The sequence below is a fragment of the Pseudomonas sp. SG20052 genome (assembly GCF_031766055.1).
Lineage (GTDB): Bacteria > Pseudomonadota > Gammaproteobacteria > Pseudomonadales > Pseudomonadaceae > Aquipseudomonas > Aquipseudomonas mandelii.
In genome coordinates this window covers 4,984,535-4,999,686 of sequence record NZ_CP134498.1, presented here as the reverse complement: position 1 = coordinate 4,999,686, position 15,152 = coordinate 4,984,535, and the positions used below count along the sequence as shown (strand labels likewise).

16 protein-coding genes are annotated in these 15,152 nt (G+C 60.8%); 9 read left to right on the top strand and 7 right to left on the bottom strand.

Annotated elements, in window-relative coordinates; genetic code table 11:
- Positions 1-15 precede the first annotated feature (15 nt).
- Both ttcA and RHP74_RS22975 read left to right on the top strand, forming a co-directional pair.
- The gene (ttcA, locus tag RHP74_RS22980) at positions 16-840 is read left to right on the top strand and encodes a tRNA 2-thiocytidine(32) synthetase TtcA (RefSeq protein WP_010457122.1); all 825 of its coding nucleotides are present in this window, start codon (positions 16-18) and stop codon (positions 838-840) included.
- A 130-nt stretch (positions 841-970) separates the two neighbouring features.
- Positions 971-1,645, top strand: coding sequence for a DNA-3-methyladenine glycosylase I (locus RHP74_RS22975; protein WP_311096354.1), 675 nt, complete (start codon positions 971-973; stop codon positions 1,643-1,645).
- A 90-nt stretch (positions 1,646-1,735) separates the two neighbouring features.
- On the opposite strand, the gene RHP74_RS22970 is transcribed toward RHP74_RS22975, so the two are convergent.
- Genes RHP74_RS22970 through arsC form a run of 3 tightly spaced genes read right to left on the bottom strand, consistent with a single transcriptional unit; the run spans position 1,736 to position 3,109 of the window.
- Positions 1,736-2,161, bottom strand: a complete 426-nt coding sequence (locus RHP74_RS22970; protein WP_010457118.1) for a DUF2069 domain-containing protein — start codon at positions 2,159-2,161, stop codon at positions 1,736-1,738.
- Position 2,162: 1 nt separating this feature from the next.
- Entirely contained in the window at positions 2,163-2,759 is a 597-nt protein-coding gene (gene wrbA, locus RHP74_RS22965; protein WP_010457117.1) for an NAD(P)H:quinone oxidoreductase, read from the bottom strand.
- Positions 2,756-3,109, bottom strand: a complete 354-nt coding sequence (gene arsC, locus RHP74_RS22960) for an arsenate reductase (glutaredoxin) (protein ID WP_311096353.1) — start codon at positions 3,107-3,109, stop codon at positions 2,756-2,758. The genes wrbA and arsC overlap by 4 nt, the downstream gene beginning before the upstream one ends.
- Positions 3,110-3,223: 114 nt before the next feature.
- Here arsC and RHP74_RS22955 point away from each other — a divergent pair, with 114 nt between their 5' ends.
- Complete coding sequence (locus RHP74_RS22955; RefSeq protein WP_077749202.1) at positions 3,224-3,691, top strand: TlpA disulfide reductase family protein; 468 nt, start codon at positions 3,224-3,226, stop codon at positions 3,689-3,691.
- Between the two features lie 159 nt (positions 3,692-3,850).
- On the opposite strand, the gene RHP74_RS22950 is transcribed toward RHP74_RS22955, so the two are convergent.
- Both RHP74_RS22950 and RHP74_RS22945 read right to left on the bottom strand, forming a co-directional pair.
- Entirely contained in the window at positions 3,851-4,255 is a 405-nt protein-coding gene (locus tag RHP74_RS22950) for an META domain-containing protein (RefSeq protein ID WP_077749203.1), read from the bottom strand.
- Positions 4,255-4,689 (bottom strand): hypothetical protein, encoded by a 435-nt coding sequence (locus RHP74_RS22945; RefSeq protein WP_169856602.1) that lies wholly within the window; start codon positions 4,687-4,689, stop codon positions 4,255-4,257. Before RHP74_RS22945 ends, RHP74_RS22950 begins: the two co-directional genes overlap by 1 nt.
- Before the next feature lie 134 nt (positions 4,690-4,823).
- Between RHP74_RS22945 and RHP74_RS22940 the strand changes: the two genes are divergently transcribed.
- The gene (locus tag RHP74_RS22940) at positions 4,824-5,225 is read left to right on the top strand and encodes a hypothetical protein (RefSeq protein ID WP_311096352.1); all 402 of its coding nucleotides are present in this window, start codon (positions 4,824-4,826) and stop codon (positions 5,223-5,225) included.
- 5 nt (positions 5,226-5,230) lie between these two features.
- On the opposite strand, the gene RHP74_RS22935 is transcribed toward RHP74_RS22940, so the two are convergent.
- Both RHP74_RS22935 and RHP74_RS22930 read right to left on the bottom strand, forming a co-directional pair.
- Positions 5,231-6,220, bottom strand: a complete 990-nt coding sequence (locus RHP74_RS22935; RefSeq protein ID WP_102595526.1) for a 2-hydroxyacid dehydrogenase — start codon at positions 6,218-6,220, stop codon at positions 5,231-5,233.
- 154 nt (positions 6,221-6,374) lie between these two features.
- Positions 6,375-9,128, bottom strand: coding sequence for a response regulator (locus RHP74_RS22930; protein ID WP_010457103.1), 2,754 nt, complete (start codon positions 9,126-9,128; stop codon positions 6,375-6,377).
- 214 nt (positions 9,129-9,342) lie between these two features.
- Here RHP74_RS22930 and RHP74_RS22925 point away from each other — a divergent pair, with 214 nt between their 5' ends.
- From RHP74_RS22925 to rlmD, 5 genes are all read left to right on the top strand, one after another.
- Positions 9,343-10,065 carry a response regulator transcription factor gene (locus RHP74_RS22925; RefSeq protein WP_311096351.1) on the top strand — a complete coding sequence of 241 codons (723 nt, stop codon included), beginning with the start codon at positions 9,343-9,345 and terminating at the stop codon, positions 10,063-10,065.
- Positions 10,052-11,488 carry a sensor histidine kinase gene (locus RHP74_RS22920; protein ID WP_311096350.1) on the top strand — a complete coding sequence of 479 codons (1,437 nt, stop codon included), beginning with the start codon at positions 10,052-10,054 and terminating at the stop codon, positions 11,486-11,488. Before RHP74_RS22925 ends, RHP74_RS22920 begins: the two co-directional genes overlap by 14 nt.
- A gap of 154 nt (positions 11,489-11,642) precedes the next feature.
- Positions 11,643-12,590 carry an IS110 family transposase gene (locus RHP74_RS22915; RefSeq protein WP_042932411.1) on the top strand — a complete coding sequence of 316 codons (948 nt, stop codon included), beginning with the start codon at positions 11,643-11,645 and terminating at the stop codon, positions 12,588-12,590.
- A 202-nt stretch (positions 12,591-12,792) separates the two neighbouring features.
- Positions 12,793-13,695 carry a cysteine synthase CysM gene (gene cysM / locus RHP74_RS22910; RefSeq protein ID WP_042932649.1) on the top strand — a complete coding sequence of 301 codons (903 nt, stop codon included), beginning with the start codon at positions 12,793-12,795 and terminating at the stop codon, positions 13,693-13,695.
- Entirely contained in the window at positions 13,695-15,047 is a 1,353-nt protein-coding gene (gene rlmD, locus RHP74_RS22905; protein WP_102595529.1) for a 23S rRNA (uracil(1939)-C(5))-methyltransferase RlmD, read from the top strand. Before cysM ends, rlmD begins: the two co-directional genes overlap by 1 nt.
- Positions 15,048-15,152: the final 105 nt, after the last annotated feature.

Sequence of the window (15,152 nt, the reverse complement as noted above, 5' to 3'; positions counted from 1 at the left end):
TACGGATCTCGCGTCATGGGCACTCTCACGGTCAACCAGAACAAACTGCAAAAGCGCCTTCGCCGTCAGGCGGGTGAGGCTGTTGCCGATTTCAACATGATTGAAGACGGCGACAAGGTCATGGTCTGCCTGTCCGGTGGCAAGGACAGCTACACCATGCTCGACGTGCTCTTGCACTTGCAGAAGGTCGCTCCGATCAAGTTCGAGATCGTGGCCGTGAACATGGACCAGAAACAGCCAGGCTTCCCTGAACACGTGTTGCCGGCCTATCTGAAAACGCTGGGCATCGAGTACCACATTGTCGAGAAAGACACTTACTCGGTGGTCAAGGAGCTGATCCCGGAAGGCAAGACCACCTGCTCGTTGTGCTCGCGCCTGCGTCGCGGCACGCTCTACACCTTTGCCGACGAAATCGGCGCGACCAAAATGGCCCTCGGTCACCACCGCGACGACATCGTCGAGACGTTCTTCCTTAATATGTTCTTCAACGGTTCGCTCAAGGCCATGCCGCCGAAGCTGCGCGCCGACGACGGCCGCAATGTGGTGATCCGGCCACTGGCCTACTGCAACGAAAAAGACATTCAGGCCTACTCGGACTTCAAGCAATTCCCAATCATCCCGTGCAACCTCTGCGGCTCCCAGGAAAACCTGCAACGTCAGGTGGTCAAGGACATGCTGCAAGAGTGGGAACGCAAGACCCCGGGCCGCACCGAAAGCATTTTCCGCAGCTTGCAGAACGTGCAACCGTCGCAACTGGCGGACCGTAACCTGTTCGACTTCACCAGCCTCAAGATCGACGAAACCGCCGCTTCGCGGTTCGTCAACGTGGTCAACCTCTAATCAGAAACTGTAGGAGTGAGCCTGCTCGCGATTGCGTCGTGTCAGTCGACATCAACGTTGAATGACACACCGCTATCGCGAGCAGGCTCACTCCTGCAATTGTTTTTTGTTTCAACCTCCAGGAGAGGGCATGCGCGATTACAAGTGGCTGCACGAATACTGTCTGAATCGCTTCGGTTCAGCAGCTGAACTGGAAGCCCATCTGCCCGTTCCCAAGACCCCGACGCAACTGCGCAAGATCAGCGACGATCGTTATCTCTCGACCATGGCCCTGCGCGTGTTTCGCGCCGGCCTCAAACACAGCCTTGTGGACGCCAAGTGGCCGTCGTTCGAAGAAGTGTTCTTCAAGTTCGACCCGGAAAAGGTGGTGCTGATGAGCGCCGAACACCTTGAGCGCCTGATGCAGGACGCGCGGATCATCCGACACCTGGGCAAGCTCAAGAGCGTGCCGCGCAATGCGCAGTTCGTGCTGGACGTGGCGCATGAGAAGGGCAGCTTCGGCGCATTGATCGCCGATTGGCCGGTGACGGACATCGTCGGGCTGTGGACGTACCTGAAAAAGCGCGGCCATCAATTGGGCGGGTTGTCGGCGCCGCGTTTCTTGCGCATGGTCGGCAAGGATACGTTTGTGCCGAGCTATGACGTGGTGGCGGGGCTGAACGCGCAGAAGATCGTCGACAAGGTGCCGACCAGCCAGCGGGACCTGGCGTTGGTGCAGGATGTGTTCAACCAGTGGCATGAACAGAGTGGCGGCCGGCCGATGAGCCAGATTTCGATGATGCTGGCGTACACCGTCAATCATTAAGACCGAGTCGTGGCCTTCGCGAGCAAGCTTTGCTCCTACAGGTGCGGTGCAGCCCTTGTAGGAGCGAAGCTTGCCCGCGAAGGCGTCAGATCAGGCGGCGGAGATCTCGCCTTCACCCGCCAACTTGCGATTCAACTGAAACCGCCACCGCACATACAACAGCGCCGAGCAAAACACCGCCAGGCTCGCGCCCATTTCCAGCAAGCCAAACAGCTGCCGATTGGGGTCATACGCGGCCAGTGCGCCCTTGATGAAATACAGATTCACCACAAAACACATCCACGAATGCCCGCGTGCGCTGCCGATGATCATCCCCGGTGCGAGCAATAGCAGGGGCACCAGTTCGATCAGCAAAATCACCCACGGCCGGGCGCCGTGCAGGTCGGCAAATACCAGATAATAGGCGCACAGCAGCCCCACCAGCCCGAAAAAGCACAGCAGGCTGATCGCGCGCATCGCCCGGACCCGCGGTTCGAGCCATTCGATCGAGGGCAGAATCTTCGGCTTTTTCGCCACGTCAGTTCCCCAGTTTCTGCGCAGTCTTCGCCAGACGCAGGCCCAAGGCCCGACACAGCGCGACTTCATGTTCGTTCAAACCGCTTTTGCCATCCGCCCCGGCGTGATGACTGGCGCCATACGGCGTGCCGCCGCCCCGGGTTTCCAGCAGGGCCGATTCGCTATACGGCAGGCCGGTAATCAGCATGCCGTGGTGCAGCAACGGCAACATCATCGACAGCAGCGTGGTTTCCTGACCGCCGTGCAGGCTTGCGGTGGAGGTGAATACCCCGGCCGGTTTGCCCACCAGCGCCCCCGTCAGCCAAAGATTGCTGGTGCCGTCGAGGAAGTACTTGAGCGGCGCGGCCATGTTGCCGAACCGGGTCGGACTGCCCATGGCCAGGCCCGCGCAGTGCTTCAGGTCGTCGAGGCTGGCGTACAGCGCGCCTTCATCGGGGATGTCCGGCGACACGGCTTCGCATTCGGTGGAGATCGGCGGCACCGTGCGCAAGCGCGCTTCCATCCCGGCCTGCTCGACACCACGGGCAATCTGCCGGGCCATTTCATTGGTCGAGCCGCTACGGCTGTAATACAGAACCAGAATGTACGGCGCGCTCACGGCAGCAACTCCAGCACATTCTCCGGCGGACGGCCGATGATGGCTTTGTCGCCGACTTCCAGAATCGGTCGCTCCATGAGTTTCGGGTTGGCGGCGATGGCGGCGATCAATTGCTCCTCGCTCAAACTGCTGTCGGCCAGGTTGAGAGTCTTGTATTCGTCCTCGCCGGTGCGCAGCAGTTGCCGGGCGCTGATGCCGAGTTTGGTCAGCAGGCTCTGGATTTGCGTGGCGTCCAGCGGCGTTTCCAGGTAGCGGATCACAGTCGGGGTCAGGCCACGGGCTTCCAGCAGTTCGAGCGCACCGCGGGATTTCGAGCAGCGCGGGTTGTGATAAAGCGTCAGATCGGTCATGTGCGGGTCGCATCTTGCGTAAGGTGGCGGCTATTCTAACTGTGCAGCGCGTAATCCAGAACCTCGGGAGGCGATGGGTCGCAGGCGCATTCAATTTTGAACAAGGATTACGACATGACAAGACGACTGGCAGCAGCATTGGCGATCATCGGTACGTTGATGCTGGGGGGCTGTGGCAACGACTATGGCATCGACCAGAACGGCCAGAAAGTCGCCGCCGAACGTCTGGACAACCAATGGGTGGTGCTCAACTACTGGGCGGAATGGTGCGGCCCGTGCCGTACCGAGATCCCGGAGTTGAATACGCTGGCGGATCAGTTGAAGGACAAGAAGATAGGTGTGTTCGGGGTCAATTTCGACAATGTGCAGGGGGAAGAGCTGAAAAGCGCCAGCGAGAAACTGGGAATCAAGTTCACCGTACTGGCGTCGGACCCGGCGGATCTTTTCGAGTTGCCGCGCAGCGAAGCGTTGCCGGTGACCTACATCATCGACAACAAAGGCAAGGTACGCGAGCAATTAATGGGCGAGCAGACGGCGGCGGGGGTGATGGCCAAGCTTGAGGCGTTGCAAGCGGTCAAGTGACTGCGCATGGATCTTGTGGCGAGGGAGCTTGCTCCCGCTCGACTGCGCAGCAAACGGTGTTCCTGATGAACCGAGGTGACGGGTTTTAGGGCTGCTGCGCAGCCCAGCGGGAGCAAGCTCCCTCGCCACAGGTATTCACTTGGCCACAGCTCGGGGTTATCAACCCTCTTCAAGCCACCAACGCAACGGCTTGCCTTCGGCCGGCCAGAAGCGCATCTGTTCGATCGGCGAAACATCCCAGCGCTGCACATTTTCCAGGGCCTGCATGAAGCGCTTTTCCTGCTCCATCACGGCTGGCGCGCACATTTTGCGGGTGCTGCCGATTTTGCCGAAGCTCAGCTTGTCGCCTTCGAGCGTGTACGGTGCAAACCAGTGGTTGCAGCCGCCATTGCCGTAAGCCCGACCGTCTTCACCGAGGGTGATGGTCAGGTGGCTGTAATCCATCAGTGGACGTTCGCCGATCCATTCCAGGATGTAGCTGCGGTTTTGTTGCAATTTCACCGGCTCGGCGGCGCAGCCCAGCAGGCTGGCACCAACCAGGGCGGTCAGGGCGAGGTGTTTCATCACGCGGGCTCCTGGCAGGTCGGGCACAGGTGCTTCTCGCCAACGGTGTTCCAGCCCAGCTCGGCAATGCGCGCAGTGGCAGCAGGTTTTTCTGCCTTGTTGCCCAGTTTGGCATCGACCGCAAACTCAAAGCTCAGCTCTTTGGCGCAGCTGTCGCAGTTGACTTTCCAGGTGTGGATCGCCAATTCGCCGAACACCGGGCCACTGGCCACTGCGACCCATTGGCCGGGCGGGTTGATCAAGTGGCGAACCGTTTCCACGGTCAGGCGCATGGACAGGTCCTTGGCACCTTTGAGGGTCACGACCAGCACGTCGTTATTACGAATCGAGCCGCCGTTGCCGGTGACTTGATAACGCCCCGGCACAAGGGCGCGGCATTCGGTGAGGGTGTGTTGCGGGTTCATCAGGCTATAGCGGAAATCGTGTTCGACCATGGGTCCTCCAAATATGCGCGGTATGCTATCACGGGCCTGCTCGCAGCATGGCGCGGGCAGATGACCTTCGATCTGGTTCAAATCATCGGTCGACTCATGGCACACTGCCGCTTTTGCATTTCTAAGGAACGGACATGGCGTTAATCGAATGTTATGAGTGCAAGCAACGCATCAGCTCCACGGCGCCTGCTTGCATTCATTGCGGTGCACCGGCGGGAACGGTGCAAGCGGCCACTTCGACGGCAGCGCCTGTGCAGGCACCCCTTTCTTTCGGGCGTTTACCGGAGGATGAGAAAGTGGCCAGGGTGACCCCGGCCGCATTCGGGCGTAAACGCAAAACCGCAGCCCCAATCGAGATGGCGGCGCCGGTGCCGGTCTCCAACGGCGTGCGTCCGGTGGAACTGTGGCTGAAGCTGATGATTTTCTTTCTGCCGCCGTTTTTTGTCTGGTTCCTGCTGCGTCGCGGGCATTCCGTGGGGCAACGCTTGCTGGGTTTCGGCTGGCTGGGCCTGATGATTCTCTTGTCCAAGGCCTGACCGGCTCAGCCCTCGACCTGATTCTGCGGCGTGCCAGCCGCCCAGGCTGCGATGTTCTGCAGGGTGGTCGTGGCAATTGCGTCCAGCGCTTCGCGCGTCAGGAAGGCCTGGTGCGCGGTGATGATCACGTTCGGAAAGGTCAGCAGCCGCGCCAGCACATCGTCCTGCAGCGGCAGGTCGGAGCGGTCCTCGAAGAACAGCTGCGCTTCCTCTTCATAGACATCCAGCCCCAGATACCCCAATTGGCCGTCCTTCAGTGCATCAATCAGCGCCGGCGTGTCCACCAGGCCGCCGCGTCCGGTGTTGATCAACATCGCGCCGGGCTGCAAGTGCGCCAGTGATTCACGGTTGATCAAGTGTTTGCTCTGCTCATTGAGCGGGCAGTGCAGGCTGATGATCTGCGACTCGGCCAGCAATTGCGGCAAGCTCAGGTAGCGGGCGCCGAGGGCTTCGACCTGCGGATTGGGGTAGGGGTCGTAGGCCAGCAACCGGCAACCGAAACCGTTCATGATTTTCGCGAAGGTTGCGCCGATCTGCCCGGTGCCGACCACGCCGACCGTCTTGCCCACCAAATCGAAACCGGTCAGGCCGTGCAGGCTGAAATCCCCTTCGCGGGTACGGTTGTAGGCACGGTGCAGGCGACGGTTGAGCGCCAGGATCAGCGCCACCGCGTGCTCGGCCACCGCGTGCGGCGAGTATGCCGGGACCCGCACAATTGACAGCCCTAAACGCTTCGCCGCCGCGAGATCGACATGGTTGTAACCGGCCGAGCGCAGGGCGATCAAGCGTGTGCCGCCCGCTGCCAGACGTTCCAGCACCGGCGCGCTCAAGTCATCATTGATGAACGCGCAGACCACCTCGTGATGCTCCGCCAGCGCCACCGTATCGAGGCTCAGCCGCGCCGATTGAAAGTGCAGCTCGATACCGGCAGGCAGTTCGGTGCCGAGAAAACTGTCACGGTCGTAGGTCTGGCTGCTGAAAAGAATCGTGCGCATACGGTCCTCCTGATTTTTTTCGAGTCCTGTGTGGCCGCGCACCGTTCCATTGTGCGAACGGCTGTGGCGAGGGTCTCCCACACCTGGAATGATGCCGCGACGAACAGAACCCGGTGAGCTTAGCGCCGATGCTGGCCGGCGCCATTGCGCTGCATCAAGCGTTTATCCGGGCATGGGCGGCCAGGCGGTTGATCGCACGGTCGAGTTCTTCCAGGGCACCGGGGGCTTTGGGGTCCTGTTGCTTGAGCAGGGTTTCGCTGCGCTGGCAGGCGGCACGCAGTTGCGGGACGCCGCAATAACGAGTCGCGCCGTGCAGGCGGTGGACGCGCTCGATCAAGGCGTTGTTGTCATTGGTTTCCCGGGCCAGGCGAATGGCCTCGCGATCAGCTTCCAGGGAGGCCAGCAACATCGCCAGCATGTCCGCGGCCAGATCGGCCTTGCCGGCGGCCAGGCGCAAGCCTTCGTCGTGGTCGAGCACCTGCAATTCATGGGCGCCGCCATGGCTGTCGCTGGAACGCTCCGGCCCGTGATTGCGCAACGCCAGGCCTGTCCACTTCAACACCACCTGGGCCAGTTGCCGTTCGCTGATCGGTTTGGTCAGGTAGTCGTCCATGCCGCTTTGCAGCAGCGCGCGTTTTTCGTTGGCCATGGCGTGGGCGGTGAGGGCGACGATCGGCAGCGGCGTGCAATGCCGCTCGCTTTCCCACTGACGAATCGCCTCGGTGCTTTGACGTCCGTCCATGCCGGGCATTTGCACGTCCATCAACACCAGGTCAAAAGTCTCGCTTTGCACTGCTTTGACTGCCGCGTAACCGCTTTCGACCGCGAGCACCTTGGCACCCATGTCTTCGAGCAGGGTTTGCACCAGCAACAAGTTGGCCGGGTTGTCGTCGACGCACAGCACCTTCGGCGCGCGGCTCGATACCGGTTCGCCGGGCTCGCTGCGCTGCTGGCGCGGGTTGACCAGATCGGACAATGCCCGACGCAACTTGCGGGTGCAGGCCGGCTTGGCCTGAAGCTGACTGTGCGGGTTGGGCACCGAGAGGTGGAACAGTGTCTGTTCGGTGGTCGGGCACAGCACCAACACTTTGCAGCCCAGGTGTTCGAGGTCCCAGATGTGCTGGTTGAGGCGCTCCGGTGGCATGTCGTTGCTGGTGATGCCGAGCACCGCCAGATCGATCGCCTGATCGGTCTGATGCGCGCCGGTCACGCCATTGGTCAGGCTTTCCAGGGTATTGAACGGCGTGACGGCCAGGCCGCAATCTTCCAGCTGATGCTGCAAGGCCTGACGGGCCAGTTCATGGTTTTCCAGCACCGCGACGCGGCGCCCGAGCAGCGGCGGGCCGGGCAGGTCTTCGGCGTCGTCGCGGGTCTTGGGCAGGCTGAGGCTGATCCAGAATTCCGAACCTTCGCCCGGCGTACTGTCGACACCGATCTCGCCGCCCATCTGTTCGATCAGGCGCTTGGAAATCACCAGACCCAGGCCCGTGCCTCCTGGCTGTCGGGACAGCGAATTGTCAGCCTGGCTGAACGCCTGGAACAGCGCGCGCACATCCTGGTTCGACAGGCCGATGCCGGTGTCCTGAATGCTGATGCGCAGTTGCACGCTGTCTTCGTGTTCTTCTTCGAGCATGGCCCGGGCGACGATGGTGCCTTCGCGAGTGAACTTGATCGCGTTGCTCACCAGGTTGGTGAGGATCTGCTTGAGCCGAAGCGGATCGCCCACCAGCGACAACGGCGTGTCGCGATACACCAGGCTCACCAACTCAAGCTGTTTGGCATGGGCGGCCGGGGCGAGGATGGTCAGGGTGTCCTGCAGCAGGTCGCGCAGGTTGAACGGAATATTGTCGAGCACCAGCTTGCCGGCCTCGATTTTCGAGAAGTCGAGGATCTCGTTGATGATCCCCAGCAGGCTGTCGGCGGACTTTTCGATGGTGCCCAGGTAGTCGAGCTGACGCGGGGTCAGCTCGCTTTTTTGCAGCAGGTGCGTAAAGCCGAGAATGCCATTGAGCGGGGTGCGGATTTCATGGCTCATGTTGGCCAGGAACTCGGATTTGATCCGGCTCGCTTCCAGGGCTTCCTTGCGCGCCAAGTCCAGTTCGATGTTCTGGATCTCGATGGTTTCCAGGTTCTGGCGCACGTCTTCGGTGGCCTGGTCGACACTGTTCTGCAACTCTTCCTGCGCGTTTTGCAACGTGCCGGCCATGCGGTTGATGCCGGACGCGAGCTCATCCAGTTCCTGACTGCCAAGGGGTGGCAGACGGGTTTCCAGATGGCCGTCCTTGAGTTGCGCTACCGCCAGTTTGATCTGGCTGATCGGCCGGTTGATGGTCCGGCCCATGCGCAAGGCGAGCAGCGCTGCGCCGGCCAGGCCCGCGCCGATCAGCAGCAGGCTGGCGAACAGGCTGCGGTAACCGCGCAGCAGCATGCCGCTGTGGGACAGTTCGAGTTCGACCCAGCCCAACAGTCGGTCGGCTTCATCCGGTATCAGGTCGCCGGCAAGGTTGCGGTGCTTGCCAAAGACCGGCAGCAGATAGCGTGTCGCATCGTTGCCACTGTGGCGCAGCATCTTTGAGCCATTGCCCAACGGCGCCGGGTTGAGCATGGTCGGGCCGGCGTGGGCTACGGGCGTACGGTCGGCGGCGAGGAAGGTCACGGCGCGCACGTCCGGTGTTTCCAGCGACTGGGTGGCGATACGCTCCAGCAGCTCGTTGTCTTTGCGACCCATGGCCGGAGCCACCAAGGGCGCGAGCTGTTCGGCGATCATCTCACCGCGCTGCATCAGTTGGGTTTGCAGGTCGGATTGCTGCATCCAGGTGAAATAGCCACCCAGGATCAGCGCCATCAGGCTGGTCGGCAACAGGGTCAGCAACAGCACGCGGCCTTTAATTCCCAGTTTCTTGAGCACGCATCTCTCCTGCATCCAGCTATTGATTGACCTGCACGTGCGTCCGGCACGCGCCATCGGGCCAGTGTAGCGATTTGCAGGCAGGCAATCTTCGTAAAATTGATGTCGTCATTCGTCGGCCGGACCGGCGCTTTCGCCCCACGGGCAAACCTTGGGTTGCCCAACGTCAGGCAATCTTGAATAATCTCCAACTGAGAATTATTTGCAGATACTCATGACTCCCATCTCTGTTGGCCATCCCCGCATCCTGTCCATTGAAGACGATCTCGTGCTCGGCGCTTATGTGCACGAGCATCTGGGCCGGTGCGGTTTTCAGGTGACCTGGTGCCAGAACGGCCAGGAAGGCCTGGACATTGCCCGCCAGCAACCCTTCGACGTGGTGCTGATGGACATTTTGCTGCCAGGGCTGAACGGGTTGAACGTGCTGACGCAACTGCGCCAGAGCCATTCGACCCCGGTGGTGCTGATGTCGGCGCTGGGCGCCGAGGCGGATCGCATCAGCGGTTTTCGCCTGGGGGCCGATGATTACCTGCCAAAGCCTTTCAGCATGGCCGAGTTGCGTGTGCGCATCGAAGCGATCCTGCGCCGGGTGGCGCTCGACCGTCGGCCGGAGCGGGCAGCGGCGGGGTCCTCGGTCGACAGCCTGCGTTTCGATGACGAACTTTGTGACGTTTCCTATGGCGAACTCGCCGCCGGCCTGACCCGCAGCGAGTATCGATTGCTGGACACCTTGAATCGCAATGGCGATGAAGTGCTGAGCAAAGCCTTCCTTTATCAGCACGTGCTGCAACGCGGTTTTGCCGCCCATGACCGCAGCCTCGACATGCACATCAGTCAGATCCGCCGCAAACTCAAGGGCATCGGCTACACCGAGCGGGAAGTGCGTACGGTCTGGGGCAAGGGATACGTGTTGAGTGCCGGCGATGAAATGGTCTGACTTGCCGGGCCGACACTCGCTGTTCTGGAAACTGGCGTGTCTGTTAGTGGCGTTCTGTCTGCTGATGATCTGGCTGAGCTGGTCCTGGGGTCGCTACATGGAGCAGCGAAACCAGTTTCTGTCGGATCAGGCCCGAGTCACTCTGACGGGGTATGCCGCCGAGGCCGAGCAGGCGTGGCGTTCGGAGCAGAGCGCGGGCGTCGATGCCTGGCTGCAAGGCATGAAACAGCGTGAAACAGGCTGGGTTGGCGTCATCAGCGGTGATTTGCAGTCCCTAAGCAGCCAGCCGCTCACTGACCAGGAAATCGAGCGACTGACTTTCCTGCGCGGCCTGGATTGGCCCATTCACAAGAAACGCCTGCCGTGGCTGCGCGTGCCGTTTCCCGGCGATTCGACGGCTGGCAGCCTGGTCATCGAACTGCCCCAGCGCTTCATGCCCGGCCAATACAGGCTGTTCTGGCGCGTGATCACCAACGGCATCATCCCGGGATTGTTCACGCTGTTGCTGTGCGTCGGCCTGTATCGGCTGCTGGTCGTACCGTTGAATCAATTGCGCGAGCAGGCCAATGCCTGGCGCTCCGACCAGTTGAATGTGCGTCTGTCGAGCAGCACCACCAAACGTTCGGATGAACTCGGAGAGCTGGGTCGGGCCTTCGACCACATGGCCGAGCGATTGCAAAGCACTGTGGCCCTGCAGCAGCAATTGCTGCGCGACTTGTCCCACGAACTGCGCACGCCGCTGAGCCGTCTGCGGGTCGCCAGCGAAAGCGAGCAGGGGCTGGCGCAATTGCGCGAGCGCATCGGGCGGGAAGTCGATGGCATGCAGCGGCTGGTAGAAGACACTCTGCAACTGGCCTGGCTCGACACCGAGCGCGCCCCGTTGCCCGACGAAGCGATCCAGGTCCAGGCGCTGTGGGAAATGCTCACGGAAAACGCTTGTTATGAAAGTGCCTGGCCGGCGAGCCAGTTGCAGTGCGCGGTGGATTCGTCCTGTTGGGTTCGGGGCAATCTCAACACCTTGGCGCAGGCGCTGGAGAACATTCTGCGCAATGCCATTCGTCATTCGCCGAGTGGCGGTATCGTGCGTTTCGGCGGGCAACGTGACGGCGACTTCTGGCATTTGTGGCTGGAGGATGAGGGCGGCGGGGTGGCTGAGGCGGATCTGGAGCGGATCTTCTGTCCGTTCATTCGACTCGACGGCTCGCGGCCGGGGGATGGCGGGTTCGGGTTGGGGTTGAGCATTGCGAGGAATGCGGTGAAACGTCAGGGCGGGAGTCTTTGGGCGCAGAACACTGGGCGTGGGCTGCGGCTAAATATTCGGTTAGTGGCTGAGAGTGATGGCGTCAGTGACGACGCCATCGCGAGCAGGCTCGCTTGTATGGTAGGACTTGAAGGGAGGAGGAGGGACAAGGCTCGATTCTGACTGTTGACGCAGTACAGACTGTGGGAGATTTCGCCCCTCCTCCTTTCACCCAAGCGCCGATAAAGAATGCATCTGGCTAGACCGACGATAGGAACAAGCCTGCGCCTCTGGGTGAGCCCTTCAAGTGCTCAAACCTTATCTCGGAGGAAATCCCATGGCAATGCCGGTCTCTCTATCAAAACCGATCGTGGGCGTGGATGTCGCCAAGAATGAACTGGTGATTTATCAGGCTGATAACGATTTGCTTAAAGAGATTCCCAACACTAAAACATCCATCAAGCAGTGGCTGAATACGTTGCCGGGGACGGTGGCTATTGCCATTGAGGCGACCAACATCTATCACCTGGACTTTGCTGATCTGGCCTATGAGGCCGGATGTGCGATTTACATGGTGGGAGGCTATGAACTCAAACATTATCGCGAAGGCGTGAAAATCCGCGCCAAAACCGACGCGCTGGACGCCAAGTTGCTGGCCCGTTACCTGAAGAACGAAGCCGAGGAGTTGCGCCCTTGGACCCCTCCATCACCGCTGTACCGCCAGCTCCTGAGCCTCTTCCGCCGCCGGGCTGCCTTGGTCCAGGCTAGGGTTGGCCTGGTGCAGAGTTGGTCGAATGAGCCGCTGCTGAAAGCGGCTTTTGCAGAACAAGTGAAGTCCATGCAGCAGCTTGAAACGCTGATCGAAAAGACGATCAACGATCAGCTCAAAGAAGCCGGTTTACTCGGTCAACTGAAACGTTGCCTGAAAGTTGAAGGCATTGGATTTTTGACTGGGGCTCGCTTGATAACTGCATTTCAGCGCGGGGATTTTAGAAACGCGGATGCGTTTATCGCCTTCCTGGGCATGGATTTACGGGTGTCTAAATCAGGACAGAAGGACGGTCGCCGCAGTTTGACCAAGCGCGGTGACCCCGAGGCCCGCCGGCTTCTGCACAATGCAGCGATGTCGGCTAGCCGTACGAAAGCCTGGAAAGGGTTTTACGAAGCCCAAAGAGCCCGGGGCTTCAGCACTACTGAGGCGCTGGTGATGCTGGCTCGCAAGCTTGCGCGGGTGGCATTCGCCTTGCTGAAAGGGCAAAGCGAATATCAGTCAAAGGTCAGTTGAGGGTTTCCCCTCAACCATAGAATCTCCCACAGTGGATCTTTGCCGACCACAAATCGTCTGATCAACCCCGCACCCTGTGGGAGCGTAACGCTGAAACAGCCCCTTATTCCCATAAGCCATAAGCACCGCACTTTGCGTGATATGGCCTGCTCGCGTTTGCCGGTATGATAGGCGCCCCCGCAGTCTGGATTGCGAATACGCCATGACCTTGCAGTACCCAACCATCGCCGATTGCGTCGGCAACACCCCGCTGGTCCGTTTGCAGCGCCTGCCTGGCGCCACCAGCAATACCCTTTTGCTCAAGCTCGAAGGGAATAACCCGGCGGGTTCGGTCAAGGACCGGCCGGCGCTGTCGATGATTACCCGCGCTGAATTGCGTGGGCAGATCCACGCCGGCGATACGCTGATCGAAGCGACTTCGGGTAACACCGGTATCGCGCTGGCCATGGCTGCCGCGATCAAGGGTTACAAGATGATCCTGATCATGCCGGACAACTCCAGCGCCGAACGTAAGGCCGCGATGACGGCCTATGGCGCCGAGCTGATCCTGGTCACCCAGGAAGAAGGCATGGAAGGCGCGCGCGACCTCGCTCAGCGAATGGAAGCCGAAGGCCGTGGCAAGGTGCTGGATCAGTTCGCCAACGGCGATAACCCCGAAGCGCACTACACCACCACCGGCCCGGAAATCTGGCGCCAGACCGAGGGCACCATCACTCATTTCGTCAGTTCGATGGGCACCACCGGCACCATCATGGGTGTCTCGCGCTACTTGAAAGAGCAGAACGACAACGTGCAGATCATCGGCCTGCAACCGATGGAAGGCTCGGCGATTCCGGGTATCCGTCGCTGGCCGCAGGAATACCTGCCGAAGATTTATCAAGCCGATCGTGTCGATCGCATTGTCGACATGGCGCAAAGCGAAGCTGAAGACGTGACCCGTCGTCTGGCCCGCGAAGAAGGCATCTTCTGCGGCGTGTCCTCGGGCGGTGCGGTGGCAGCGATGCTGCGCCTTTCCCGGGAAGTTGAAAACGCGGTGATCGTCGCGATCATTTGCGACCGTGGCGACCGTTACTTGTCGACCGGCATTTTCGACGCGCCCAACTGATGGCCAAGCAAGAGAGAGGCCTGCGCTTCCAACCCACTGGCGGCAGCAAGGCCCCGCAAATTCCGACCGGCAAAAAGCAGCGCTTGAGCATCGAGCGCCTGGCCAATGACGGTCGCGGTATCGCGTTTTTCGAAGGTCGCACCTGGTTCGTCCTCGGCGCGCTGGCGGGCGAAGACGTCGAGGCGCGCGTGTTGGGTGCCCACGGCAAAGTGGTCGAGGCGCGCACCGAACGGGTGTTCCAGGCCAGCGAGTTGCGTCGTCCGGCGCCGTGCCCGCATGCCGGCCGCTGTGGCGGTTGCAGCGTGCAACATCTGCCGCACACTGAACAACTTGCCCTGAAACAGCGCATGCTCGCCGAACAACTGTCCAAGGTCGCCGGTGTCGAACCCCAAGAGTGGGCAGCGCCGTTGAGCGGTCCGGAATTCGGTTATCGCCGTCGCGCTCGAGTGGCGGTGCGTTGGGACATGAAAGCGAAGAAGCTCGAAGTCGGTTTCCGCGCGGCGGGCAGTCAGGACATCGTGGCCATCAACGAATGCCCGGTGTTGGTCCAGCCCTTGCAGCCGATCATGACCCGCTTGCCGGAAATGCTTCGACGCTTGAGCAAACCTCAGGCGCTGGGGCATGTGGAATTGTTCAGCGGTTCGTCGTTGGCGGTGTTGCTGCGGCACATGGCGCCGCTGTCCGACGCCGACATGACGATCCTCAAGGATTTCTGCGCGTTCCATGAAGCCCAACTGTGGCTGCACGGAGACGGTGAACCGCAACCGGTCGAGACTGACCAGTCGTTGGGTTATCGACTTGAACAGTGGAACTTGAATCTGGCGTACCGACCGGGAGATTTCATCCAGGTCAACGCCGGGGTCAATGAAGCGATGATCGCCCAGGCGTTGGAGTGGCTGAAGCCGACAGCGGAGGAACGGGTTCTCGATCTATTCTGTGGGTTGGGTAACTTTGCCTTGCCGCTGGCCAAGGTCGTTCGCGAAGTGGTGGCAGTGGAAGGTGTGCAGGCGATGGTCGAGCGAGCAGCCGCGAATGCAGCTAGCAACAATCTTCATAATGCGACTTTTTTTCAGGCCGATTTATCCCAGCCTTTGACCGATGCCGAATGGGCGCGCGAAGGCTTTTGTGCGGTACTCTTGGACCCACCGCGTGACGGTGCTTTCGAGGTCGTGCGCAAGCTGGCGTCCCTGGGCGCCAAACGGTTGGTGTACGTATCGTGCAACCCGGCAACGCTGGCGCGCGATACGGTCGAATTGATCAAGCAGGGCTACCGGTTAAAACGTGCCGGGATTCTCGATATGTTTCCTCAGACGGCACATGTCGAGGCCATGGCGTTATTTGAAGCGAGCTAGGACGGCTCGTCTGGTCCGACTGGCCGCCCGTGCCGCTCTTGCAGTAGCCCCGTGAGGGCAATCGGGCAATGAAGGTCAGCGAATTGACGCATTGAATCTGCGTCG

What these genes read in the sequence shown, in the direction of transcription:
- ttcA (WP_010457122.1), top strand. Translation starts at nt 16, where the DNA reads ATGGGCACTCTCACGGTCAACCAGAACAAACTGCAAAAGCGCCTTCGC.
- RHP74_RS22975 (WP_311096354.1), top strand. Translation starts at nt 971, where the DNA reads ATGCGCGATTACAAGTGGCTGCACGAATACTGTCTGAATCGCTTCGGT.
- arsC (WP_311096353.1), bottom strand. Translation starts at nt 3,109, where the DNA reads ATGACCGATCTGACGCTTTATCACAACCCGCGCTGCTCGAAATCCCGC.
- RHP74_RS22955 (WP_077749202.1), top strand. Translation starts at nt 3,224, where the DNA reads ATGACAAGACGACTGGCAGCAGCATTGGCGATCATCGGTACGTTGATG.
- RHP74_RS22950 (WP_077749203.1), bottom strand. Translation starts at nt 4,255, where the DNA reads ATGAAACACCTCGCCCTGACCGCCCTGGTTGGTGCCAGCCTGCTGGGC.
- RHP74_RS22945 (WP_169856602.1), bottom strand. Translation starts at nt 4,689, where the DNA reads ATGGTCGAACACGATTTCCGCTATAGCCTGATGAACCCGCAACACACC.
- RHP74_RS22940 (WP_311096352.1), top strand. Translation starts at nt 4,824, where the DNA reads ATGGCGTTAATCGAATGTTATGAGTGCAAGCAACGCATCAGCTCCACG.
- RHP74_RS22935 (WP_102595526.1), bottom strand. Translation starts at nt 6,220, where the DNA reads ATGCGCACGATTCTTTTCAGCAGCCAGACCTACGACCGTGACAGTTTT.
- RHP74_RS22925 (WP_311096351.1), top strand. Translation starts at nt 9,343, where the DNA reads ATGACTCCCATCTCTGTTGGCCATCCCCGCATCCTGTCCATTGAAGAC.
- RHP74_RS22920 (WP_311096350.1), top strand. Translation starts at nt 10,052, where the DNA reads ATGAAATGGTCTGACTTGCCGGGCCGACACTCGCTGTTCTGGAAACTG.
- RHP74_RS22915 (WP_042932411.1), top strand. Translation starts at nt 11,643, where the DNA reads ATGGCAATGCCGGTCTCTCTATCAAAACCGATCGTGGGCGTGGATGTC.
- cysM (WP_042932649.1), top strand. Translation starts at nt 12,793, where the DNA reads ATGACCTTGCAGTACCCAACCATCGCCGATTGCGTCGGCAACACCCCG.
- rlmD (WP_102595529.1), top strand. Translation starts at nt 13,695, where the DNA reads ATGGCCAAGCAAGAGAGAGGCCTGCGCTTCCAACCCACTGGCGGCAGC.